General features: G+C 67.2%; 23 protein-coding genes and 1 tRNA gene. 11 read left to right on the top strand and 13 right to left on the bottom strand.

All coding sequences use genetic code 11. The annotated features are described in order from the left end of the window. The first annotated feature begins 188 nt into the window (after window positions 1-188). On the top strand, window positions 189-575 hold the full coding sequence (locus QEP15_RS22720; RefSeq protein ID WP_280148122.1) for a VOC family protein: 387 nt from the start codon (window positions 189-191) through the stop codon (window positions 573-575). A gap of 144 nt (window positions 576-719) precedes the next feature. Here the strand turns inward: QEP15_RS22720 and QEP15_RS22725 are convergent. The 5 genes from QEP15_RS22725 to QEP15_RS22745 form a co-directional block, all read right to left on the bottom strand. After that, window positions 720-793: transfer RNA gene (locus tag QEP15_RS22725), tRNA-Gly, on the bottom strand. A gap of 106 nt (window positions 794-899) precedes the next feature. Continuing rightward, window positions 900-1,886 (bottom strand): Bug family tripartite tricarboxylate transporter substrate binding protein, encoded by a 987-nt coding sequence (locus QEP15_RS22730; RefSeq protein ID WP_280148123.1) that lies wholly within the window; start codon window positions 1,884-1,886, stop codon window positions 900-902. A gap of 74 nt (window positions 1,887-1,960) precedes the next feature. Then, entirely contained in the window at window positions 1,961-2,914 is a 954-nt protein-coding gene (locus QEP15_RS22735; RefSeq protein WP_152382694.1) for a hydroxymethylglutaryl-CoA lyase, read from the bottom strand. Further along, entirely contained in the window at window positions 2,911-4,104 is a 1,194-nt protein-coding gene (locus QEP15_RS22740; protein ID WP_152382695.1) for a CaiB/BaiF CoA transferase family protein, read from the bottom strand. The genes QEP15_RS22735 and QEP15_RS22740 overlap by 4 nt, the downstream gene beginning before the upstream one ends. 121 nt (window positions 4,105-4,225) lie before the next feature. Then, window positions 4,226-5,122: a LysR family transcriptional regulator gene (locus QEP15_RS22745; RefSeq protein WP_175156144.1), complete on the bottom strand. Its 897-nt coding sequence runs from the start codon at window positions 5,120-5,122 to the stop codon at window positions 4,226-4,228. A 127-nt stretch (window positions 5,123-5,249) separates the two neighbouring features. Between QEP15_RS22745 and trmB the strand changes: the two genes are divergently transcribed. From trmB to lysM, 4 genes are all read left to right on the top strand, one after another. Beyond that, complete coding sequence (trmB, locus tag QEP15_RS22750) at window positions 5,250-6,152, top strand: tRNA (guanosine(46)-N7)-methyltransferase TrmB (protein WP_280148124.1); 903 nt, start codon at window positions 5,250-5,252, stop codon at window positions 6,150-6,152. Then, window positions 6,152-7,093: a prolyl aminopeptidase gene (gene pip, locus QEP15_RS22755; protein ID WP_062839872.1), complete on the top strand. Its 942-nt coding sequence runs from the start codon at window positions 6,152-6,154 to the stop codon at window positions 7,091-7,093. The genes trmB and pip overlap by 1 nt, the downstream gene beginning before the upstream one ends. Window positions 7,094-7,104: 11 nt before the next feature. Beyond that, window positions 7,105-7,305, top strand: coding sequence for a sulfur carrier protein ThiS (thiS, locus tag QEP15_RS22760; RefSeq protein WP_063954630.1), 201 nt, complete (start codon window positions 7,105-7,107; stop codon window positions 7,303-7,305). Window positions 7,306-7,608: 303 nt separating this feature from the next. Further along, window positions 7,609-8,055 carry a peptidoglycan-binding protein LysM gene (lysM, locus tag QEP15_RS22765; protein ID WP_056324913.1) on the top strand — a complete coding sequence of 149 codons (447 nt, stop codon included), beginning with the start codon at window positions 7,609-7,611 and terminating at the stop codon, window positions 8,053-8,055. Window positions 8,056-8,170: 115 nt separating this feature from the next. Here lysM and ffh read toward each other — a convergent pair whose 3' ends face one another. Next, window positions 8,171-9,577 carry a signal recognition particle protein gene (gene ffh / locus QEP15_RS22770; RefSeq protein WP_056324911.1) on the bottom strand — a complete coding sequence of 469 codons (1,407 nt, stop codon included), beginning with the start codon at window positions 9,575-9,577 and terminating at the stop codon, window positions 8,171-8,173. 107 nt (window positions 9,578-9,684) lie between these two features. On the opposite strand from ffh, the gene QEP15_RS22775 reads away from it, so the two are divergent. From QEP15_RS22775 to QEP15_RS22790, 4 genes are all read left to right on the top strand, one after another. Beyond that, entirely contained in the window at window positions 9,685-10,527 is an 843-nt protein-coding gene (locus QEP15_RS22775; protein ID WP_062839871.1) for a cytochrome C assembly family protein, read from the top strand. A gap of 1 nt (window position 10,528) precedes the next feature. Further along, window positions 10,529-10,783: a PP0621 family protein gene (locus QEP15_RS22780; RefSeq protein ID WP_280148125.1), complete on the top strand. Its 255-nt coding sequence runs from the start codon at window positions 10,529-10,531 to the stop codon at window positions 10,781-10,783. Between the two features lie 93 nt (window positions 10,784-10,876). Next, window positions 10,877-11,455 (top strand): 1,6-anhydro-N-acetylmuramyl-L-alanine amidase AmpD, encoded by a 579-nt coding sequence (ampD, locus tag QEP15_RS22785; RefSeq protein WP_280148126.1) that lies wholly within the window; start codon window positions 10,877-10,879, stop codon window positions 11,453-11,455. 18 nt (window positions 11,456-11,473) lie between these two features. After that, window positions 11,474-12,097 (top strand): glutathione S-transferase family protein, encoded by a 624-nt coding sequence (locus tag QEP15_RS22790; RefSeq protein WP_175156145.1) that lies wholly within the window; start codon window positions 11,474-11,476, stop codon window positions 12,095-12,097. Window positions 12,098-12,106: 9 nt separating this feature from the next. Here the strand turns inward: QEP15_RS22790 and QEP15_RS22795 are convergent, their stop codons facing one another. The 7 genes from QEP15_RS22795 to QEP15_RS22825 all read right to left on the bottom strand — a co-directional run bounded on the left by QEP15_RS22795 (window position 12,107) and on the right by QEP15_RS22825 (window position 19,816). After that, window positions 12,107-13,057 carry a tripartite tricarboxylate transporter substrate binding protein gene (locus QEP15_RS22795; RefSeq protein WP_280148127.1) on the bottom strand — a complete coding sequence of 317 codons (951 nt, stop codon included), beginning with the start codon at window positions 13,055-13,057 and terminating at the stop codon, window positions 12,107-12,109. A gap of 81 nt (window positions 13,058-13,138) precedes the next feature. Then, window positions 13,139-14,560 carry an FAD-binding oxidoreductase gene (locus tag QEP15_RS22800; protein ID WP_280148128.1) on the bottom strand — a complete coding sequence of 474 codons (1,422 nt, stop codon included), beginning with the start codon at window positions 14,558-14,560 and terminating at the stop codon, window positions 13,139-13,141. Further along, window positions 14,557-15,522, bottom strand: coding sequence for a 2-hydroxyacid dehydrogenase (locus QEP15_RS22805; protein WP_280148129.1), 966 nt, complete (start codon window positions 15,520-15,522; stop codon window positions 14,557-14,559). The genes QEP15_RS22800 and QEP15_RS22805 overlap by 4 nt, the downstream gene beginning before the upstream one ends. Further along, on the bottom strand, window positions 15,519-16,196 hold the full coding sequence (locus tag QEP15_RS22810) for an RraA family protein (RefSeq protein ID WP_175156148.1): 678 nt from the start codon (window positions 16,194-16,196) through the stop codon (window positions 15,519-15,521). Before QEP15_RS22810 ends, QEP15_RS22805 begins: the two co-directional genes overlap by 4 nt. Before the next feature lie 38 nt (window positions 16,197-16,234). Further along, on the bottom strand, window positions 16,235-17,209 hold the full coding sequence (locus QEP15_RS22815; protein ID WP_280148130.1) for a tripartite tricarboxylate transporter substrate binding protein: 975 nt from the start codon (window positions 17,207-17,209) through the stop codon (window positions 16,235-16,237). Between the two features lie 90 nt (window positions 17,210-17,299). Next, entirely contained in the window at window positions 17,300-18,334 is a 1,035-nt protein-coding gene (locus tag QEP15_RS22820; RefSeq protein WP_128829331.1) for an NAD-dependent epimerase/dehydratase family protein, read from the bottom strand. A gap of 6 nt (window positions 18,335-18,340) precedes the next feature. After that, window positions 18,341-19,816: an aldehyde dehydrogenase gene (locus QEP15_RS22825; protein ID WP_226847239.1), complete on the bottom strand. Its 1,476-nt coding sequence runs from the start codon at window positions 19,814-19,816 to the stop codon at window positions 18,341-18,343. Window positions 19,817-19,908: 92 nt separating this feature from the next. Between QEP15_RS22825 and QEP15_RS22830 the strand changes: the two genes are divergently transcribed. Then, a complete protein-coding gene (locus tag QEP15_RS22830) occupies window positions 19,909-20,859 on the top strand; it encodes a LysR family transcriptional regulator (RefSeq protein WP_280148131.1) in 951 nt (316 codons plus the stop codon). Window positions 20,860-21,050: 191 nt separating this feature from the next. Beyond that, on the top strand, window positions 21,051-23,231 hold the full coding sequence (locus QEP15_RS22835; protein ID WP_280148132.1) for an ATP-binding response regulator: 2,181 nt from the start codon (window positions 21,051-21,053) through the stop codon (window positions 23,229-23,231). The last annotated feature ends 37 nt before the right edge of the window (window positions 23,232-23,268 follow it).

Genomic DNA, 23,268 nt, shown 5'->3' on the forward strand with positions numbered 1-23,268 from the left:
GATTGCGCGGCCAGCTTCGTCAATGGCGTCGAGCTGTTTGTGGATGGCGGCATGGCGCAGGTGTGAGCGACCGCCGCGCCAGCCCCATGCAGTCGCCTCGACTTGCGATACATCGCTTCCTTGCCCGCCCCCATGGCCTATGCTGATCGCTCCGGCCCGGGGGGGCCGCCTTGCTGAAGGAGCAGTGCATGCTGGACCACATCACCATCCACGTGAGCGACTTCGCGCGCAGCCGCGCGTTCTACCAGAGCGCGCTGGCGGCCTTGGGCTATGTGCCACGCAAGACTTTCGAGACCGACATGGGCTTTGGCGCCGGCGCCCCCGCCGATGCTGGCAACCCGGGCGGCGAGTTCTGGATCCATGAAGGCACGCCCTGCACCCCGCGCGTGCATGTGGCCTTCCGCGCCCGCAGCCGGGACGAGGTCGACGCCTTCCACCGCGCCGCCTTGGCCGCCGGCGGGCGGGATAACGGCCCGCCGGGATTGCGGCCCCACTACCACCCCAACTATTACGGTGCCTTCATCCTGGACCCCGACGGCTACAACGTCGAGGCCGTGTGTCACCGCCCCGCCTGACCGCAAGGCGCGCTTGGGAACATCTCAGCGCACGCCAACGCGGACATCCGCACGCGGGGCATTGAATCGATGCAGGGAATGAAACGCCGACGCGGCAGAATCGAAGGATTCGCGTCGCGGGGATGGGAGCTTGCTGGGGATTGATGGAGCGGGTGAAGGGAATCGAACCCTCGTATGAAGCTTGGGAAGCTGCCGTTCTACCATTGAACTACACCCGCTCGGGTGTCGTGCCGCGGCCGTGGGCCGGGCAGAGCGGCGATTATAGCGCGGCTTTTTTTCGGGCGGGGCGGCGGTAAACCGCCCTGCACCGCTAAACCTCAGCGATCAATTCGCCGTGATGTTGGCCGCCTTGACCACCTTGCCCCAGCGGTCCAGTTCGGTCTGCGTGTAGGCGCCCAGGTCCTTCGGCCCCATGAACGTCGCCTCGGCGCCCTGCTCGGCCGCCTTCTTGCGGAACTCGTCGGTCTTCATGATCTTCTGGATCTCGCCGGCGATCTTGTCCACGACCGGCGCGGGCGTGTCCTTGGGCGCATACATGGCGAACCACGACGAGACGATCAGGTCGGGGTAGCCGGCTTCGGCGGCCGTGGGCACGTCGGGCAGCGACGGCAGGCGGGCGTTGCCCGTGACCGCCAGCGCGCGCAGCTTGCCCGCGGCGATCTGGCCCAGGAGCGGCGGCGGCGTGGTGATGGTCATGTCTACGGCGCCGCCCAAGAGATCGTTCAGCGCGGGACCCGTGCCCTTGTAGGGAATGTGCGTGATCTGCGTGCCGGCCATCTGGTTGAGCAGCTCCGTGGCGACCTGCTGCAGCGAGCCGTTGCCCGACGACGCATAGTTCAGCTTGCCCGGGTTGGCCTTGGCGTAAGCGACCAGTTCCTTCAGGGACTTGATGGGCAGGTCCGGACGCACGACCACGACCTGCGGCGCCGACAGCACGTTGGCGACGGGCGAGAAATCCTTGATGGGATCCCAGCCGGCGGCGGGCGTCACGTGCGGGGTGATGACCTGAAAGCCCGAGTATTGCAGCAGCAGCGTGTAGCCGTCCGGCTTGGCGCGGGCCACGGCCTGCGCGGCGATGCCGCCCGACGCGCCGGGCTTGTTCTCGACGACGACGCTCTGGCCCAGTGCCGCGCCCAAGGGCTGGGCGATCAGGCGGGCGGCGATGTCGGTGGTGCCGCCGGGCGCGGCGGACACGATCAGCGTGACGGGGCGATTCGGAAAATCGGCCTGCGCGCTGGCGGCGCCGGCGGCAAAGGTCAGGGCAAAGGCGGCGCTGGCGCGCAGGGCGGTGGGCAGGCGGAAAGAGGCCATGCGTTGTCTCCTGGGTATTGTTATCTGTGGGTGGTGTCAGGTACTGCAGGTACTGCTGAAAAACGGCCGATCAATCAGGCGCCGGCCGGAAACCGTTCCGCCAGCCACGCCGGCGGCGCATGCAAGGCCAGCCTGGGGCCCGCCTGCAACAGCGCGTTGGACAGATCTCGCTGAACCAGGCCTGGCAGACTGCGGACAATAGCGAGCAGCGGTTCCAGCGACACGCCGGTCTGCACGTCCATGCACGCGAACATGTGGACCAGTTCTTCGGTATTGACGTTGCCGCTGGCGCCCGGCGCATAAGGACATCCGCCCAGGCCGCCCGCCGCCGCGTCAAAGCGGGTGATGCCGGTCTGCCAGGCCGCGATGGCGTTGGCGAGCGCCATGCCGCGCGTGTTGTGCAAGTGAACGGTCAGCGGCGTGGCCGGCAGGCGGGCGGCGGCCTGTTCGCACAGCGCCCCCACTTGCGTCGGAAACGCCATACCCGTCGTGTCGCACAGCGTGATGCCGGCAGCGCCCGCATCGACCAGCCGCGCGGCCAGGTCCAGCACCGTGCCGGGAGGCACGTCGCCATCGAAGGGACAGCCGAAAGCGGTCGACAAGGACACGTTGCAAGGCGCGCCGGCGTTCGCCGCGGCAGCCAGCACCTGCGACAGCTCGGCAAACGACTGGTCACGCGTCATGCGCAGGTTGGCGCGGTTGTGCGTCTCGCTGCACGACATGACCAGGTTCATTTCGTCGGTGCCGGCTTCCAGCGCGCGTTCCAGCCCGCGCACGTTGGGCACCAGCGCGGTGTATATCACGCCGGGACGGCGGCTGATGCGCCGCATGACGTCGACGGCGTCGGCCAGGGCGGGAATGGCCTTGGGCGACGTGAAGCTGGTGACCTCGATGCGCGCGAAGCCGCAATCGGACAGCGCGTCCACGAAGGCGACCTTGTCGTCGGTGGACACCAGGGTCTTTTCGATCTGCAGGCCGTCGCGCGGGCCGACCTCGTTGATCTCGATGCGGGCGGGTCCCTGGTTCATGCAATCACTCCCTTGGCGCGCAGCGCGGCGCGCTGTGCTTCAGTCAGGCCAGCGGACGCCAGCACCGCGTCGGTGTGTTCGCCCAGCGTCGGCGCGCGCTTGCGCACCGCGCCGGGGTTGGACGACAGATACGGGAAGACGGCGGGCATCTCGACCTGCACGCCCGCGGCCGATTCCATCGACGTAATGGCGTTGCGGGCGCGGTAGTGCGGGTCCTTGGCAATATCGGCCACGGAATAGATGCGGCCGGCCGGCACGCCCGCTTCCAGCATCGCGGCCAGCACGTCGTCGATCTGGCGTTGCTGCGTCCACGCGCCGATGGCGGCGTCGATCTCGTCCACGCGGCGCGCGCGTCCGTCGTTGTGCGCCAGCGCCGGATCCTGCCCCAGGTCGTCACGGCCGATGCGTGCCATCAAGCGGGTGTAGATGGCGTCGCCGTTGCCGGCGATGAGCACATAGCCGTCCTGGCAGGGATAGGCATTGGAGGGCGCGATGCCGGGCAGCGACGCGCCGGCAGGCTCGCGGACCGCGCCGAACACCGAATACTCGGGCAGCAGGCTCTCGCTGAGATTGAAAAGGCTTTCATACAGCGCGGTGTCGATCACCTGCCCCACGCCGCCCCGCGCATCGCGCTGGTACAGCGCCAGCATCACGCCCAGCGCGCCGTGCAGGCCGGCAATGGTGTCGCCCAGCGACAATCCGGCGCGCACCGGCGCGCGGCCCGGCTCGCCGTTCAGGTAGCGCAGCCCCGCCATGGCTTCGCCAATCGCCGCAAAGCCCGGTTCGCGCGCCTTCGGGCCGGTCTGGCCGTAGCCCGAGATGCGCAGCATGATGAGGCGCGGATTCAGTTCGTGCAGCGCCTCCCACGACAGGCCCCACTTTTCCAGCGTGCCGGGGCGGAAATTCTCGATCAGCACGTCGGCCTCGCGCGCGAGCATGCGCACGATGTCCTGGCCTTCCTGCTGGCGCAGGTCCACGCAGACCGACTGCTTGTTGCGCGACTGCGCCTCCCACCACACCGACGTGCCTTCGTGCAGAAGGCGCCATTTGCGCAGCGGATCGCCTTGGCCCGGCGGCTCGATCTTGATGACCTGCGCGCCAAAGTCGGCCAGGGTCTTGGCCGCAAAAGGCCCTGCGATGAGTTGTCCCAGTTCCAGCACACGAATGCCGGCAAGAATCTGCCCTGCCATATCGCCTCCCAGGCGCGTCCTACGGTAATGATGGGCGGCAGTGTGCGCGCAAAACGTCAGGATGCGGAATGGACAATCGGGGAAAGGGGCATTCCCGGAACGAGAAACCCCGGGCTAACCCTCAGCGCTCGCCGCGCAGATGGGCCAGCAGCAGCCGCGCGGCCACGGTGAGGGTGTCGGCGTCGCGCACGCCCAGCAGCAGCCAGCGGCGTGCCCATTCGTCGGTCAGCGGAATCAGGCGGATCGGCATGGATCGCGCGTGCGGCTCGGCGGCAATGCGCGGCAGGATGCCCACGCCGCGCGTGGCCGCTACCATGCGGCAGATGGCGTCAAAGCTGCGCACCTGAATGCGCAGCCGCATCGCCCGGCCCATGCGGCCGCTTTCCTCGGACAGGCGCGTGGCCAGCGACGTCGCGGGCGGCAGGCCCACGTAGTCGTAGGCCAGCGTGTCCGCGAAGGCGACCTGCGGTTCGGCCGCGAGCGGGTGGCGTTGCGGCACGATCAGCACCAGTTCGTCCAGGCGGTAAGGGAAGGTCGCCAGGCCATCTGCCGCCGTGCGATCGGCAAACACGCCGATGTCCGCGCGGTTCTCCAGCACGGCGGTGACGATGTCGATGCTGTTCTGCTCTTCCAGGTCGATCCGCACCGCGGGGTGCTCGTCCATGAAAGCGGCCAGGTCCTCGGGCAGGAACTGCGTCAGCGACGAGGTGTTGGCGGCGATGCGCACCTGCCCGCGCACCCCTTGCGCGAAGTCCGACAGCGCGCCGGCCATCTGTTCCACTTCCTGCAGCACGCGAAGCGCGTGCGCGAGGCACGCCTGGCCGGCGTCGGTCAGTTCAACGCCGGCGGCATTGCGGTAGAGCAGGGGCGACCCGAGCGCCGCTTCCAGGTCGGAGATCCGCTTGCTGGCCGCGCCCACCGCCAGATGCGACTGGCGCGCGCCGGCCGAGATGCTTCCCTGGCGAGCCACGGAGACAAACAGGGCGAGCGTGACGAGGTCGATCCGGGCAACGTTCATGAAAAAGGACTACAGCACAGGGAAACCGGGCTGAAACTATAGCCGCAGGTAAGCGGGACAAATGTGTCCCTATTTTAGTCCTTCTGACCGGCTCCGCGCGGGCAAGCCTGCCACTACAATCCCGCCTATGAATACGAATAGCCCCACGAACACCCCCGCCAGCCCCCCTGCAGACACCGCCGCAGACGCGTCGACCCAGCCCGGCGTGAACCCTGCCGCGCCCGCCGCTGCGCCCGCCGCTGCGCCCGCCGCTGCGCCCGCCGCTGCGCACGCCGCCGCTGCGCACGCCGCTGCGCACGCCGCCGTCTCCGCCGAAACGCAGGCGGCGCTGGCCAGCGCCGCCTATGCGCCCAACAGCCCCGGCGCCACCCACATCCGCAGCTTCGTGCACCGTCGCGGCCACATCACGCAGGGCCAGCTTGCCGCGCTGGAGCGTCTGATGGGCCAATGGTCCATTCCCTACGCCCCCCGCCGCCTGGATCCGGCCGCCGCCTTCGGACGGCAGGCCCCGACGGTGCTGGAAATCGGCTTCGGCATGGGCGAGACCACCGAAAAGATCGCCCTCGCCCGGCCTGGCGACAACTTCCTGGGCGTGGAAGTCTTCAACGCCGGCGTCGGTTCGCTGCTGCGCCGCATCGAAGACTCCAGCATCCAGAACCTGCGCATCATCCAGCATGATGCCGTGGAGGTCGTGCGCGACATGATCGCGCCGGATTCCCTGGCCGGCGTGCACATCTACTTCCCGGACCCCTGGCCCAAGAAGCGCCATCACAAGCGCCGCCTGATCCAGCCCGCGTTCATCTCGCTGCTCGCCAGCCGCATCGCTCCCGGCGGCTACATCCACTGCGCCACCGACTGGGAAGATTACGCGGTGCAGATGCTGGAAGTGCTGAGCGGCGAGCCGCTGTTGAAGAACACCGCGGACGGTTACGCGCCGCGCCCCGACTACCGCCCCCTCACCAAATTCGAGACACGCGGCCTGCGCCTGGGCCACGGCGTCTGGGACCTGATCTTCAAGCGAGCCGCCTGATGCTCTATCCGCCGATCGAACCCTACCGTCAAGGCATGCTGGACACCGGAGACGGACACCAGATCTATTGGGAAATGTGCGGCAACCCAAACGGCAAGCCCGCCGTCTTCCTGCATGGCGGGCCCGGCAGCGGCTGCTCGCCCGTGCACCGGCAGTTGTTCGATCCGCAACGCTACAACGTGCTGCTCTTTGATCAGCGCGGTTGCGGCCGTTCGCATCCCCACGCGAGCCTGGACAACAACACCACGTGGCATCTGGTCGCAGACATCGAGCGCCTGCGCGAAGAAGTCATGGGCGCGGACAAGTGGCTGGTGTTTGGCGGCTCGTGGGGGTCGACGCTGGCGCTGGCGTATTCCGAGACGCACCCGGCGCGCACCAGCGAGCTGGTGCTGCGCGGCATCTTCGGGCTGCGGCGCGCCGAGATCCAGTGGTTCTACCAGGAAGGCGCATCGTGGCTGTTTCCCGACCGCTGGGAAGGGTATCTGGCGCCGATCCCCGAAGCCGAGCGCGGCGACCTGGTCGCGGCGTACCACAAGCGCCTGACGGGCAGCGACCCCGCCGAGCAACTGCGTGCCGCCAAGGCCTGGAGCAAATGGGAAGACAGCACCATCACGCTGCTGCCCAGCCCGCGCCACCAGCAAAGCCATGCCGCCGACCGCGCGGCGCTGGCCTTCGCGCGCATCGAGAACCACTATTTCTTCAACGCCGGCTTCATGGAAGAAGGCCAGCTGATCCGCGACGCGCACAAGCTGCGCGGCATCCCGGGCACCATCGTGCAAGGACGCTACGACGTGTGCACGCCCGCGCGCACCGCGTGGGACCTGCACCGCGCGTGGCCCGAGGCGCACTTTCATCTGGTGCCCGATGCCGGCCATGCCTTCGACGAACCCGGCACGCTGGCGCGCCTGATCGCCGCCACCGACGACTACGCCAAACAGTGAGGACCCCTGTCATGCATATCACCCTGAACGGAGACGCCCGCGAGTTCCCGCTGGACACGACTGTGAACGAACTGCTCGACACGCTGGGCTATGCCGGCAAGCGCGTGGCCGTCGAACGCAACGGCGAAATCGTGCCCAAGAGCCAGCACGCGCAGACGACGTTGTCCGACGGCGACCAGATCGAAATCGTCGTGGCGGTGGGCGGCGGCTGACCGCTATGTTTGCAGCGCTTCGGCGCCGCATCGCACGTCACCTTGAAGGCCGCTGACATACAGCGGCCTTTTTGCATGCCGCCCCGCGCATGAGGCGGCGTACATCCGCGGATACCAACGTCCTGCGAAGGTGCCAGCATTGTTGCGTAGTCTGGCAAGGGGCTAGCAACCTGTTACACCGCGCCCTCTCGTCGTACGGCAAATGTGCGAGTCATAATCGTTTCTGTCGCGCCGCCCTGCCCCCGGCAGGCGCCTTTGGAGCACGCAGGTTTTCTCACCGCAACATCGATAAAAGGAAACACTATGGGTCTGCTCAATTTCATCAAGGACGTTGGAGAAAAGCTCTTCGGCGCCAGCGAGGCCAAGGCCGCGACGGCGGAAGAATTGAAGAAAGAGCTCGATAAGCACGGCCTGAACGCGGATGGCCTGCAAATCACGGTGGACGGCGACAAGGTCACGGTCGCCGGTCAGGCGTTGAGCACGGAAGAGGCCGAGAAGATTTCGTTGGCGCTGGGCAACACCGTGGGCGTGGCCGCGGTGGACAACCAGTTGCAGGTCAAGCAGGCCACGCCGGAAGCCAAGATGTACACCGTGCAAAAGGGCGACAACCTGTGGAAGATCGCCGAAGCGCAATACGGCAAGGGCCAGGGCGCCAAGAACACGCTGATCTTCGAAGCCAACAAGCCCATGCTCACCAGCCCCGACAAGATCTACCCGGGCCAGGTGCTGCGCATCCCGCCGCTGTCGTAAGCGGCCTGCATTCCGACAATCCGGGGGACACCCATGCGTTCCCCGGCTTGTGTCGCGGCGCGGCGCCCCCTGCCCGCCGCGATTGCTTGGCCAGACGCAACGTCTGGCCATTTTTTTACTTCATTCCAAAACGGCCCAAGCCCTTCATGCCGCCCATGGCGCGCATCATCTTGGCCATGCCGCCCTTTTTCATCTGCTTCATCATGCCCTGCATCTGCTCGAACTGAGCCAGCAGGCGGTTGACCTCTTGGACCGGCACGCCGGAGCCGGCCGCGATGCGGCGCTTGCGCGAGGCCTTGATGAGTTCGGGCTTGGCGCGTTCGGCGGCCGTCATGGAATTCAGGATGCCTTCGGTGCGGCGAAGCTGCTTTTCAGCCTGGCCGCCCTGCAACTGGCCCGCAGCCTGCTGGAACTGGGCGGGCAGCTTTTCAAGCAGCGAGCCCATGTCGCCCAGCTTTTTCACCTGGCCGAGCTGGTCGCGGAAGTCGTTCAGGTCGAACTTGTTGCCCGACTTGATCTTGGACGCAAGCTTCTGCGCCTCGGCGATGTCGATGTTCTTCTGCGCCTGTTCAACCAGCGAGACGATGTCGCCCATGCCCAGCACGCGCTGCGCCATGCGGTCCGGATAGAAGGGCTCCAGGCCATCCAGCTTTTCGGACACGCCGACGAACTTGAGCGGCTTGCCCGTCACGTGGCGCACCGACAGGGCCGCACCGCCGCGGGCATCGCCGTCCAGCTTGGTCAGGACGACGCCGGTCAGCGGCAGCGCTTCGGCAAAGGCGCGCGCGGTGTTGACCGCGTCCTGCCCCTGCATCGCGTCCACCACGAACAGCGTTTCCACCGGCTTGACCAGGTCATGCAGCGCGCGGATTTCGCGCATCATGGCCTCGTCGATACCCAGACGGCCGGCCGTATCCAGGATCAGCACGTCGTAATGATGGCGGCGGGCGTGATCCACGGCGCCGCGCGCGATGTCTTCGGGCTTCTGGCTGGGGTCGGAAGGCAGGAAATCCACGCCGACCTGCGCGGCCACGCTCTTCAACTGGTCGATAGCGGCCGGACGATAGACGTCGGCGGACACCACCAGCACTTTTTTCTTGCCGGTCTTGCGGCCGTGCTGGGTATGCTGGCCCTCGGTGAGCCAGCGCGCCAGCTTACCGGTGGTGGTGGTCTTGCCGGCGCCCTGCAAGCCCGCCATCAGGATCACGGCTGGCGGCTGGACGGCGAGCGACAGTTCGTTGGCGTCGGCGCCCAGGTCGCCGCCCATGAGGGCGGTCAGTTCCTTGTGGACGACGCCGACCAGCGCTTGGCCCGGGCTGAGGCTGCCGGCGACTTCTTCGCCCAGCGCCTTTTCCTTCACCCGCGCGACAAAGTCGCGAACGACCGGCAGCGCGACGTCGGCTTCCAGGAGCGCCATGCGCACTTCGCGCAGCATCTCCTGCGTGTTGGCCTCGGTAAGGCGGGCTTCCCCGCGCAGCGTCTTGACGACACGCGACAGGCGTTGAGTTAGGTTATCGAGCATGAGAGGCGTTTCCGCTTAAACTAGTCGATTGAACGGTGGCCGCAGGCGCGGATTCTGCGCTTTCGGGTGACGTGCACCCCAAAGGCCCCATCCAGACAACGGTTTCTATGTCACTAGGCATTGTATTTCACACAGCGGCTGCCTTGGCGTACGCAGTGCTCGGGGGGTCGCTCTGGATCCGCCTGGCCGGCGCCAAGGAAGTGGAACAGACCGGCAAAATAGCCCGTCTGTGCCTGCTGGGCGCCCTGGTTCTCCATGGAATCGGGCTGCAACAATCGATGCTGGGCGCCCAGCATCTGTTCATCGGATGGGCACTCGCCCTGTCCGCCGCCGTCTGGCTGGGCATGGTGGTGTTCTGGGTGGAAAGCCTGCTCGTGCGCATCGACGGCCTGCAGTTGCTGCTGCTGCCCGCCGCCGCCATCGCCAGCGGGCTTGCCGCCATCTTCCCCCAAGGGCAATTCGTGCCGCATGCCAACGACGCCTGGCTGCGCGTGCACCTCCTGATCGCCCTGGCTGCCTACGGGCTCATCACCATCGCGGCCCTGCACGCCATGATGATGGCTCTCCTGGACCGCCACCTGCACCGTCCCCTGGACGCGCCGGCCGAACGCAGCATCATCGGGCGCGTGCTCGATTCCCAACCGCCGCTGCTGGTGCAGGAACAACTGCTTTTCCGCATCATCTGGATCGGGTTCGTCGTACTGACGCTGGCGGTGGGCTCGGGCTCGATCGCCTCCATGAAGCTGACCGGCAAGATCCTGCCGTTCGACCACAAAACCGTTTTCACACTGCTGTCCTGGCTGACCTTCGGGGTGCTGCTGGCCGGACGGCACATCTGGGGCTGGCGCGGCCGCGTCGCCCTGCGCTGGACCCTGACGGGTTTCGGGTTTTTGATTCTGGCCTACACCGGCAGCCGGTTCGTGCTGGAAATGATTCTGCATCGAGGCTGACGTGGGCAAGTTGCTTTTCTGGATCGTTCTGATCATCCTGGTCCTGTTTGTTGCCCGCGTCGCCGGCCGCATGGCCGCCCAGCGGCAGGCCGGCCCGAAGAAAAAGGCGCAGGCCGACGCAGCCCCGCCCGTCCTGGAGTCCATGGTGCGCTGCGCCCATTGCGGCATCCATCTGCCCCGCTCCGAGGCCTTGCTGCAGAACGGCCAGACCTGGTGCAGCGCCGACCACGCGCGCCTGGGCCCTGCCAAGCGCTGAGCCCCATTCGTGCGGGCGGGCCAAGTGGCCGGATAGGGCAATCGGCGGGCCCACGGCATAATGGGCGCCGGAATCTTTACTCGCTCCCTCCCTATGCCTTTGCTCCTGGATCGACATGGCTGGCTGGCGCCGGCGCCGGGCATTTCCCTCTTGCGCTCACCCAACTGCGACACGCGCCCCGCGGGCGCGCAGGTCTCGCTGCTGGTCCTGCACAACATCAGCCTGCCGCCGGGCAAGTTCGGCGGCCCTGAAGTCGCGGGCCTGTTCCTGAACACGCTCGACTACGGCTCGCATCCCTGGCTGGAACGCCTGCGCGGGCTGCGCGTGTCCGCGCACTTTTTCATTCGCCGCGACGGCGGCATCATGCAATTCGTCTCCACGGACCGGCGCGCCTGGCACGCCGGTGTGTCGCGCTTTGCGGGACGCGAGCGCTGCAACGATTTTTCCCTCGGCATCGAACTGGAAGGCACGGACACGCTGCCCTACACTGACGAGCAGTACGCGTCGTTGCGCAAGCTGACCCACACGCTGCGCGCGCGCTATCCCCTGGTGGCCGCCCAGGGACACGAACATATCGCCCCGGGCCGCAAGACCGACCCCGGGCCGGCATTCGACTGGACGCGCTTCGGGCGCGACAGCGGCTTTGCGCGGCGGCACCTGCCGCCGGCCTGACCTTTGAAAGGATTGGCTATGTTGAAGATCTGGGGACGCCTGACATCCGTCAACGTTCAAAAAGTAATGCTGGCCGTACGCGAGCTGGCGCTGCCGCACACCTTTGTCCAGGCAGGCGGCCCCTACGGCGTGGTCGACACCGACGATTACGCGGCAAAGCTCAATCCCAACCGCCTGGTGCCGGTCATCGACGACGGCGGCTTCATCCTTTGGGAGTCCAATGCCATCGTGCGCTACCTGGCGGCACGCTACGGCGTGGGCACGCTGTGGCCCGAGGATGTCTGCCTGCGCGCCGACGCCGACCGCTGGATGGACTGGCAGGCGACCGAATGGCAGCCGGCCATGGGGCCGGCATTTCTGGGCCTGATCCGCACGCCCGAAGAAAAGCGCGACAAGGCAGCCATCGAGAAATCCGTCCAGCGCTCGAACGCGCGCGCCCTGATCCTGGACCAGGCCCTGCAAGGCCGCGAGTTCATCGTGGGCCGTCATCTCACGATGGGCGACATCGCGCTGGTCGCGGCCGCGCATCGATGGCTCGCCATGCCGATTGAACGGCCCGATACCCCTGCGCTATCGGCGTGGTATCGGCGAGTCATGATGCGCCCGGCCCCGCAAGGCGTGCTGACCTTGCCGCTGGCGTAATCGCGCAGGCTACTCCACCCAGGGCGTCTGGGCCCAGATCTGCCGCAGTCGCGCATCGTCGCCCTTCAGGCGCTCCTGCCACTGCGGCCCGTCCACGTAGTCCATTTCCGTGAACTGCTGCTTCATCTGGGTCTGGAACGCCGGATTGGCCGCCACCTTGCCCAGCGCCTGCCGCAGTTTTTCCGACACGTCGGCGGGCAGGCCCTTGGGTCCGACGATGCCGCGTTCCGAGGCAAACACCAGGTTCACGCCCAATTCCTTGAACGTGGGCACATCCGGGCCCAGCGGCGACCGCTTTTCGCTGGCCTGCGCCAACACCAGCATATTCTTGCCGTTGTAGGGCATGACCTCGCCCAGATTCAGGCCGCCAATGACAGTATGCCCCCCCAGCACCGAACTGCGCAACGGGCCCGCGCCGTTGTACGGAACGTGATTGAGCTTGGTGCCCGTCTGCGCCTGGAACAACACCAGCGCCAGATGATCGTCGGTGCCCACGCCCGTCGATCCATAACTCACCGCATCCGGCCGTTCCTTGGCGGCGGCGATCAACGCCGGCAAGGTCTTGTACGGGCTGTCGCTGGCCACGCTGAACGCGCTGGGGTCGCGGACCAGGTTGGCCAGGTACGTGAAGTCATCGCCGGTGAAGCCCGCCTGACGCTCGATCGGCAGCGACACCAGCCCCGGCATGTTCGTCATCGCCAGCGTGTAGCCGTCCGGCTTGGCGCGCGCCACGTAGGACAGGGCGATCGCGCTGGACGCGCCCGGCTTGTTCTGGACGACAACGGTCGTGCCCAGTTCCTTTTCCAGGAAGACGGCCAAGGCACGGGCCGTCAGGTCGGTGCCGCCGCCGGGTGCAAACCCGACCACCAGTTCGATGGGCCGGTCGGGCCAGGCCCATGCCGGCAAAGCGGCGCAAAGGCCGGCAACGGACAGCGCGGCGCGCGCGAGGGTCTTGCTCATCAGCAACATTTTCTTGTCTCCAGTTGTTATGTCATTGGGCCGGAAGGCCGTCATTGAAATGGTGCGCGCAGTCGTGGCGCGCTACGCCAAGGCGCGATCTGCCGAGGCGGACAGCACCTTGCCGGGATTCATCAGCCCTTGCGGGTCCAGTGCATGCTTGATGCGCCGCATCAGGTCCAGTTCCACCGGACTCTTGTATCGCTCCAGGTCGGGCACCCGGCGTTGGCCGATCCCCTGCTCGGCGCTGATAGACCCGCCGGCCTCGTGCACGCGGTCGTGGACCAGCCGCTGGATCGCCGATTCCGGCACGCCCTGCGGCGGCAGCAGGTTGTAATGCAGATTGCCATCCCCCAGATGGCCGAACACGCGCATGCGCACGCCGGGAAACGCCGTGGCCAAGGCATGGTCGGTGGCCCGCACAAAGGCAGGGATGCGTGAGGCGGGCAGCGAGATGTCATGTTTGACACACGCGCTGGCCTTGGCCAGCGCCAGGGTGATGCTCTCGCGCAGGTGCCAGAATGCGGCGCTTTGCGCGCCGGACACCGACACTGCCGCATCCAGCGCCTCGCCGGCCTCCAGCGCGGCCGCCAGCACGGCCTCCAGCCGCGTTTGCGCGTGCATTTCGTCCTCGCTGTCCGATAGCTCAAGCAGCGCGCACCATGCGTCCGCCGGCAGATCGGCAAATGGCAGGCGCTGCTGCGGGAAAGCCTGGACCACGTCACGCAGGCACGCCGCCGACATCACTTCAAATGCGGTCAGTCCGGCGCCAAAGCCCGCGCGGGCGCGTTGCAGCAGTTGCAGTGCCTGCTCAAGGCTGGCGACGGCGATCAGCGCGGTTCGCTGCGCGACCGGCAACGGAAACACCTTGAGCACCGCCGCGGTGATGATGCCCAGCGTGCCCTCGCTGCCGATGTACAGATCGCGCAAGTCGTAGCCCGTGTTGTCCTTGCGCAGGCCGCGCAGGCCATGCCAGATCTCGCCCTGCGGGGTGACGACTTCCAGTCCCAGTGCAAGCTCTCGCGTGTTCCCGTAACGCAGCACCTGCGTGCCGCCCGCGTTGGTGGCCAGATTGCCGCCAATGGTGCAGCTTCCTTGCGCCCCCAGCGATAGCGGGAAGAGCCGGCCCGCCTGGCGCGCAGACGCCTGCACCGACTGCAGCACACAACCCGCTTCGACCGTGATGGTGTCGTTTTCCAGATCCAGAGCGCGCACCCGGTTCATGCGCGCCAGCGACAGCACCACGGCAGAACCGCTGACGTCCGGCGTGGCGGCTGCCACCTGTCCGGTGTTGCCGCCTTGCGGGACGATCGGGACCCCGGCTGCCGCGCACAGACGCACGACTTGCGCGACTTCGCCGGTATCGCCTGGCCGCAACACCGCCATGGCCCGGCCCGTCACGGCCTGGCGCCAATCGGTCAAATAGGGCTGGGCATCCGCGCCCGTCAGCACGTTCGCCTCGCCCAGGCAGGCCGTCAACGCCGCCCGCAGCGCAGCCGGGGTCATGCCTGCATCTCCCGGTCGGCGATCGGCGTGAGCAGCGCGCCGCTGCGCAGAAACGCTGCGACATTATCGAAAACCAGATCCGCCATCGCGGCCCGCGTCTCGTGCGTGGCGCTGCCCGCATGCGGCATAAGGGAAACCTGGTCCAGATCGGCAAAATCGGCGGCATCGGTGGGCTCCTGCTCCAGCACATCCAGGCCGGCGCCGCCCAGTTCGCCCGAGCGCAACGCCGCCAGCGCCGCCGCCTGGTCCACGACGCTGCCGCGCGCGATGTTGACCAGAATCCCCCGCGGGCCCAGCGCGCGAATGACGGGCGCATCGACCAGATGCCGCGTGGCGGCCCCGCCCACGCAGGCCACCACCAGAAAGTCGGCCCACGCGGCCAGGTCCACCAGGGATGCTTCGTAGGGGTATGGCGACTGCGGCCTGGGGCTTCGATTGTGATAGCGCACCTGCATGTCGAAGCCCGCGCCCCGGCGGGCGATCGCTTCACCGATGCGGCCAAGTCCCAGGATGCCGAGCCGCTTGCCTGATACGCGGGTCGCAACCGGAAATTGCCCGATGGCGCGCCACTGGCCCGTCTTCACGTAGCGGTCGCCCACGGCGGTACGCCGGGCCGCCGAAAGCATCAGCGCCCACGCCAGATCGGCGACGCAGTCGTCCAGCACGTCGGGGGTGACGCTGATCCCGATGCGCCGGTGGGCAGCGGCGCGCAGGTCCAGGGTGTCGTAACCCACCCCCCAGCTGCACACGGCCTGCAGATTCGGCAACGCGTCGAACATCGGCTGCGTGAATCCATGCCGGACAGACGTCACCGCGACCCGCGGCCCCGCCAATTCGTCGCCAAATGCCGCCAGGCCCAGCGGCTCCCGCCAGGCCTGCAGGACACGGTAATGGGCGGCCAGACGCGCATCGAACGCGGCGCCCAGCGATGTGACCTGCACCACCTCGTAGCGGGCAGTCACGCACGGCCTCCGGCGCTGGCGGGAATGTAGTTGGCCGCGGCGGCGGCCTCAGCAAATGACAGGCCGTCCCGAATGCCGCGCTCCACCCGCTCATCCACCTCCAGCGCGTGCTTCGCCGCCGCCAGCACATCCTGCAACCGCGCGCGCGGCACAACGACCAGCCCGGTGTCGTCGCCAACGACGAGATCGCCCTCGGCGACCCGCACGCCGCCGATGGTGACGGGATCGCCCATGGCCTGCAGGCGCAGGCGTGTCTTGCCGGTCAACGGGGTGACATGGCGGCTCGCCAGCCACAATCCCGTCGCACGGATTTCATCGACGTCGCGGCAGGCGCCATCGATGACGACAGCGGTTGCCTGGCGCCGCGAGGCGGCCAACGAGGCAATGCCGCCGAAAGTGGAAATGCAGGTCCCCCCCGCGTCCACCATCAGCACGCGCCCGGGGCCTGTGGCGGCCACCAGGCGTCCCACCGCGAAATCGGCGCGGTCGAAGTCTCCCAGGCCGCCCCAGACGTGGCGCGCGGTGACCGCAAAGCCAGCGATGCGGCCTTGCCCGCCCCGGCGCTCAATGCCCTGCACCACGCCGGCAATGCCCAGCGTATCCATCGCATCGGCCCAGGTGCTGGTGCCGATGGCGGCGCAGCGCGCCAGCAGTTCTTGATCGTTGTCGCTCATTCAGTAGGTTCTCCCGTCGGTATCGACCGTGCAGCCGCTCAGTCGATCTGTGCGCCGGAGAGCTTGACGCCCTCGGCCCACCGCTTCGCCTCGTCGTTGATGAAGGCCTGGAATTGCTGGGGCGAGCTGTTGTTCACATCGCCGCCCATCTCCTGCAGCCGCTTGGTCATTTCAGGCGTGGCCACGACGCGGGCGACATCCTGGTAGATCTTCTCGCGCAGGGCGTCCGGCATGCTGCCCGGCGCGAAAAGGCCAAACCAGGTCGCGGCTTCGAAGTTCTTCATGCCCGCCTCGGCCATCGTCGGGACCTGCGCGATGGCCTCGACACGGCGCGGATGCGCCAACGCGATGGCATTGAGCTTGCCCGACTGGATATGGGGCAACGCGGCCGACAACGTGACGAAGGCCATCTGCACCTGTCCGCCTATCAGGTCGGTCAGCATCGGCGCATCGCCGCGGTACGGCACATGGACCAGCTTTATGCCCGTCCTGGCCTTGAACAGTTCGCCCGTCAGGTGCTGCGGCGTGCCGTTGCCGGTGGACGCCAGGCTCAACCCCTGCGGCGCGGCCTTGCCGTACTTGATCAGATCGTCCAGGGTCTTGACCGGCAGCGAGGGCGAGGTCACGAGCACCAGCGGAATCGTGGACGTGAGCGTCAGCGGCGCGAAATCCTTCAAGGGATCGTAGTTGAGCTTCTTGTACAGGCTGGCGCTGATGGTGTGGGCGGCCGTCGTCATGTAGAGCGTGTAGCCGTCGCCGGGCGAACGCGCCACCTGCTCGGCGGCCACCGTGGTGCCCGCGCCTGGCCGGTTGTTGACGATGACCTGCTGCCCCCATGCGGCCGGCAGCTTCTCCGCGATCAGGCGCGCGATGACGTCCGTGGCGCCGCCGGCGGGATACGGCACCACCAGCGTCACGGGCTTGTCGGGGTAGCCCGCTGCCTGCGCCGCGGCCCCACCCAGCGCCAGCCCCATGCCGATCGCCACGCCCGCAATGCAATGTCGCAACTTCATTGTCCTGTCTCCTGTGGATGTCGTTATCGTGACTACTGAAGTACGTACTGCCCGCCCCGGCGCTCTATGGCGCCGTGAGCGCATTCCTCCTTACGGCGTCTGCACGGCCTCCTGCGCCTCGCGCCAGGCCAGCAGCCGGTTCACGCCCTCCGCCATGCCGACCCGGGGTTGCCAGCCGATATGCTGGCCGGCCAGGTCATGCGGGATGTGGAAGGCGCCGCCCGACGTCAGGCGCACCGTGCCGGGCGGATCCGGCTTGATTTCGGGCTGCAGGTCGCTCTTGCAGTAGTCCAGCACCAGCCGCACCAGTTCACCGGTGGTGATGGGCGCCGGCCCCGACACATTCACCGCGACATCGGTGGCGGCGCTTTCAAAGGCGGCCACGTTGGCGCGCGCCACGTCCGAGACGTGCACGAAATGCTTGGTGTCCGTGCCGTCGCCCGGCAGCACGGGCCGCTCGCCCTTGCGCACGCGGTCGTAGGTTTCCATGATGTACAGGGAATTGGCGGCGCGGTAATGCTGCCGTTCGCCGTAGACCGTGGAGTAGCGCAGCACCACGTAGTCCAGCCCGGCCTTCTGGTAGTACTGGCGGCATAACTGCTCGCCCATGATCTTGGACGCGCCATACAGGATGGCCGCGGGAGGCGCGCCCACCGAATGGAAGGGGCCGTTCTCGACCAGCGCGCCAGCAATGCCGGTGCCATAGCCATACACGGCATTGGACGACGCGAAGACGATCTTCTTCACCTTGTTGGCGCGGCAGGCCTCCAGCATGTTCTGCGCGCCCCGGATGTTCACGTCCACGGCCTGCCAGGGCGTCTGGGCAAAACCCAGCGTCATGTAGGCGGCAAGGTGCAGCACGCCGTCCACGCCCTCGGTGGCGGTCAGCAGATCGGGCAGGCGCATCAGGTCGCCGCGCACCACTTTCACGCGGGGGTTGTCCTGCAGATGCGCGATCGCCTCTGGCGTGCCGAACGCGAAGTTATCCAGCAGAATGACCTCCTTGACGCCGGCCGCCAGCAGCGCGTCGGCCGTGTGGGATCCCACCAGGCTGGCCGCGCCGGCAATCAGGATGCGCGCGTCGGCCAGGGACAGCGCCGCGCCTTGTTTCTTTTCAGTCGTCATGTTTGTTCAAAGTCCCATCGGTTTGTCGTGCATGCCCCAGTACAGGCTCTTGACCTGGCTGTAGAGGCGCAGGCCGTGCAGGCCCTTCTCGCGCCCGATGCCGCTGGCCTTGAAGCCGCCGAACGGGGTCGCGATATGCGATTGCTTGTAGGTGTTGATCCAGATGGAGCCGGCCTCGATCTCACGCGCCACGCGCCAGGCGCGGGCGTAGTCGCCGGTCCACATGCCCGCGGCCAGGCCGAAGGCGGTGTCGTTGGCCTGCTGGACCACATCGTCCTCGTCCGCGAACGGCAGCGCCACCAGCACCGGTCCAAAGATTTCTTCCTGGCACACGCGGGCGCCGTTGCCCAGCCCATCGATCACGGTCGGCAGGTAGAACCATCCGTTGGCCAGTTCGGCCTGCGTGGGCGCCGCGCCGCCGACCAGGACTTTCCCACCCTCGGCACGGCCGATGTCCACATAGCCCGCCACCTTGTCCCGATGCGCGCGAGAGACCAGCGGCCCCATCTGCGTGGATGAATCGTCGGGCAGGCCGACGCGGACCTGCCGCGTGCGCTCCACCAGCGCCTGCATGAAACGCCCATATATGGACTTCTGCACGAACAGACGCGACCCCGCCACGCAGCTCTGGCCGGCCGACCCGAAAATGCCCGACACCACGCCTGCCACCGCGCGATCCAGGTCGGCATCGTCAAACACGATATGCGGTGACTTGCCGCCCAGTTCCAGTCCGACCGGAATCAGGCGCTGGCCCGCAATGCCGCCAATGGCGCGGCCGGTTTCGGTACCCCCGGTGAACGACACCATGCGCACGCCGGGATGCTTGACCAGCGCCGCGCCCACATCTTCGCCGTGGCCGGGCAGGACGGTCAGCAGACCTTCCGGCAGCCCCGCCTCGGCGCAGATGCGGGCCAGTTCCAGCGCCAATTGCGGCGTTTCCTCGGACGGCTTGATCAGCACCGCGTTGCCCGCGGCCAGCGCGGGCGCGGCCTTCTGCGCTTCGTTCATGATCGGCGAGTTCCAGGGCGTGATGGCCGCGATCACGCCAAAGGGCTCGGCCAAGGCCATGGAGAAGTATTCCCCGCGCGGCGACGTCATCTCGTTCTGCCACGTCTCGCACACGGCGGCGTAATAGCGGAAATGCCCGGCCGCGCTGTCGACCATGTTCAGGCATTCCTTGTAGGGCTTGCCGCTGTCCAGCATCTGCAGGCGCGCCAACGGCTCGCGCTCGGCGGACAGGCGGCGCCCGATTTCGTACAGCGTGGCGGCGCGCTGGTCGGGACGCAGCTTGCGCCAGGGCTTGTTTTGATAAGCGTCCCAGGCGACGGCAACAGCGGTGTCAACGTCCTGCGGCAGCGCGCGCGTGACGATGCCGGCGATGCTGCCGTCGGCCGGGTTGATGGAGGTGATGACGGCGTCGCCGTCTTGGCTCTGGCGCCAGTTGGCGCCCAGCCGGAAGGGCTTGTGGCTCGATGCGTCCATAACGTCTATGAATCCGGAGGGCTTCGGTAGACGTCATCATCGTCCGGCCAATTATTAGACACAAATAGATATTTCTTCACTATTATTAGCCGATGGCTATCAATATCAAATACCGGCCGCTCAAGGCCTTTTTGCTCGCGGTGGACACCGGCTCTTTCACCCACGCGGCCAATCACCTCGGCGTGACTCAACCTTCGTTCACCGCCCTGATCCAGGACCTTGAAGAAGTGCTCGGCCTGCGGTTGTTCGAACGCACCACGCGCAGCATCAGCCTGACCTCGGCCGGGCAGGACTTTTATGCCCGCGTGCAGCGGCCCATCGCCGACCTCGAAGAGGCCTACCGCAGCCTGGCGGATCTGGCTGCCGTGCGGCGCGGCAACGTGGCGTTGGGCGCCCTGCCCTCGGCCGCTCTGACACTTCTGCCCGCCGCCACCGGCACGCTGCGCCAGGCGCATCCGGCGCTGAAGGTGCGTGTGGTCGAGGCCCACAACGACGAACTGGTCGCCCTTTTGCGCACCAACCAGATCGAGTTCGCCGTGGCCGCGCAGGCCGAGCCGGCGTCCGACCTGACGTTCACTCCCTTGGGCGAGGACTGCTTTTGCGCCGTCTTTCCCGCTGGCCACCCGCTGGGCGAGGCGCCGGGGATGCTGCACTGGCGCGACGTGCTGCGCTACGACCTGATCCTGCTCTCGCAGGGGTCCCATGCGCGCCAGCAGTTCGACCGCGCCGTGCGCGATGAGGTCGGGGCGCCGACCACCGCGCTGCGCTACGACGTCACGCACATGGGCACGGCGGCCGGCATGGTGCGCCAGGGGCTCGGCGTCAGTGTGCTGCCGCGGCTGGCGCTGCCGGAGCTGAACCTGTCCGGCCTTCTCTGCACGCCCCTCTGTGACGCGTCGGCGCGCCGCTATATCGGCGTGCTGCATCGCCGCGACCGCACGCTGTCGCCGGCCGCGCAGGCGCTGGTCGAACAACTGGAGACGGCAATGACCCACATCCAGCAGCGGCTGTTGCCATTGCCCCCGATCACTGCGGACGCCTGAAAGAACTCGACAACTGCGCGACGATCCGTGACGGCTAACCGACAAATTGCAACACTCGCGGGGCGGGATCCATGTAAATATTTAAAGCCGTCGTCAGGCGCACACCGCAGCGACACAGGCCAAACGCCTCCATCCATGCATCGTTCCCGCCAGATGACTGATGCGTTGGGGGCACCAGGAAGGAGACTTGCTTGACTTGCCCGCCGCCAGAATCCGCAAGCCACACTGCGCTGCATGAAGCGCAACGCCAGATCCTGCTTTCGTCGGCGTCAGGCACGCCGGCCAAGGCATGCCTGGAGGCGCTTACCGATGCCGTCGGCCGCTTGCTTCCCGACGCGCGCGCCTGCGTCATTCTGGCCGGCGCGGGTCGCACCACCGTGGACGACGGATACTCTTCGCAATTGCCTGCCGAGTTCGCCGCGGGCCTGCGCGGGCAGTCGATCGATCAGGCGCTCTTCGCGCCGGGCCTTGCCGCGCGGTGTGACCAGCCAACGGGATGCCTCCATATCGAGGACGCGGCGATGTGGGCGGCGCCTTGGCAATCCCTTTGCGCGCAACACGGTATCCGGGCCTGCCACGCCCAGCCCGCACAGGCTGCCGATGGCGCGACCGTCGGCTGGTTTCTGTTGTTTCTGCCTCAGGCTGCTGCGTTGAGCACCTGGGAGCAGCGTGTCGCGGAGTTCGGCGCGTTGGCCGCCAGCATCGTGGTCGAACGGGACCGCGCGGCCGCGCATCTTCGGCATGAAGTCCACGCCCTGGCCAGACTGCAGGCGCTGAGCGCCGAACTCGTCGGCCCCGGCGAATTCGAACCGCTTTTGAAAAAAATCCTCGCCGCGGCCGCCGACATTTCCGGCACCGCGAAAGGCAACATCCAGATCTACGACCCCGCCAAGAACACGTTGCGCATTGCCGTGCACCAGGGCCTGAGCTCACACTTCGTCGAGCATTTCGCGCAGGACGGCTGGGTAGCAAGCTGCGCCGAGGCCGCCAAGAATCTGGCACGTCTGGTCGTGCCCGACGTCGAACAACTGACGGACCTGCGAGGCACCCCGGGGCTAGAGGTCATCCTGGCGGACAACATCCGGTCGATTCAATGCACGCCGCTGCTCAGCCGCAGCGGCCAGCTGCTCGGCATGCTCAACAACCATTACACGTGGCCCGGCGGCCCCACCCCGGAGGCCCTGCGCTACATCGATCTGCTTGCGCGGCAGGCCGCCGAACTGCTCGAACGTCATATCGCGGAATCGGAACTGGCGCGTGAACGGCGGCACAAGGACGAATTCCTGGCGGTGCTGGCGCATGAGCTGCGCAATCCGCTTGCCGCCCTGCGCAACATGCTCGAAGTGCTCAAGCGCGCCGAGCGCGATCCCGCCATGACGGCACGCGCCCGCGAAGTCATGGACCGCCAGTTGCGCCAACTGGTCAGGCTGGTCGACGACCTGCTCGACGTCAACCGCATCAACCGCGGCAAGCTCGAGCTTCGCCTCACATCCCTCACGCTGGACTCGGTCCTGCAGCACGCCATCGAGGCTTGCCGCCCCGCCTTGGAACAGCACGGACACAGGCTGAGGCTGGTGCAGCCCGACGCGCAGATCACGATGCAGGGCGACGCCGAGCGCCTGACGCAAGTCTTCGGCAATCTGCTCTCAAACGCGGCCAAATACACGCCCCCCGGCGGCGACATTGAGCTCTTCGTCGACCCGGGCCAGGACAGCGTCGACGTCACGGTCCGCGACAACGGCTCGGGCATTCCACCCGACCAGCTCGACCGGATCTTCGAGATGTTCACGCAGGTCGACCGGACGCTCGAACGCGCGCAGGGCGGCCTGGGCATTGGCCTCATGCTCGTCAAGCGCCTGGTGCAAATGCATGGCGGCGCGGTGCGCGCCCACAGCGAAGGCCAAGGCAAAGGCAGCACATTCATCGTCCGGCTGCCTGTGACCGGCATCCAGGCAGTCGCACCCGAGCAATCCGCCAGCGCGCTATCGCCCACCGCGCGCAAGGTGCTGGTGGTCGACGACAACCGCGACGCGGTCGAATCAATGGTCGCCGTGCTTGCGCTGGAAGGCCACGACGTCACTGCCGCTTACGACGGTGAAGAAGCCATTGCCCTCGGCAACCAGGTCCGTCCGCAGGTGATCCTCATGGACATCGGCATGCCCGGCATGACAGGCCACGAAGCCTGCCGCCACATGCGAACCCTCGACTGGGGCGAACGCGCAACGATTCTTGCGCTGAGCGGCTGGGGCCAGGAAGAGGACCGCCGGGAGTCGATGGAAGCCGGCTTCGATGCGCATCTGGTCAAGCCAGTGGATATGGACGTGCTGCTGGAGATGCTGTCTACGACCGAGCGGCGGGGTGGTCGGGGATAGGGGCAAGCATTGCACCTGCTTGACTTTGTGCGACCGC

It is taken from the genome of Achromobacter mucicolens (assembly GCF_029866465.1).
Classification (GTDB): domain Bacteria; phylum Pseudomonadota; class Gammaproteobacteria; order Burkholderiales; family Burkholderiaceae_B; genus Achromobacter; species Achromobacter mucicolens.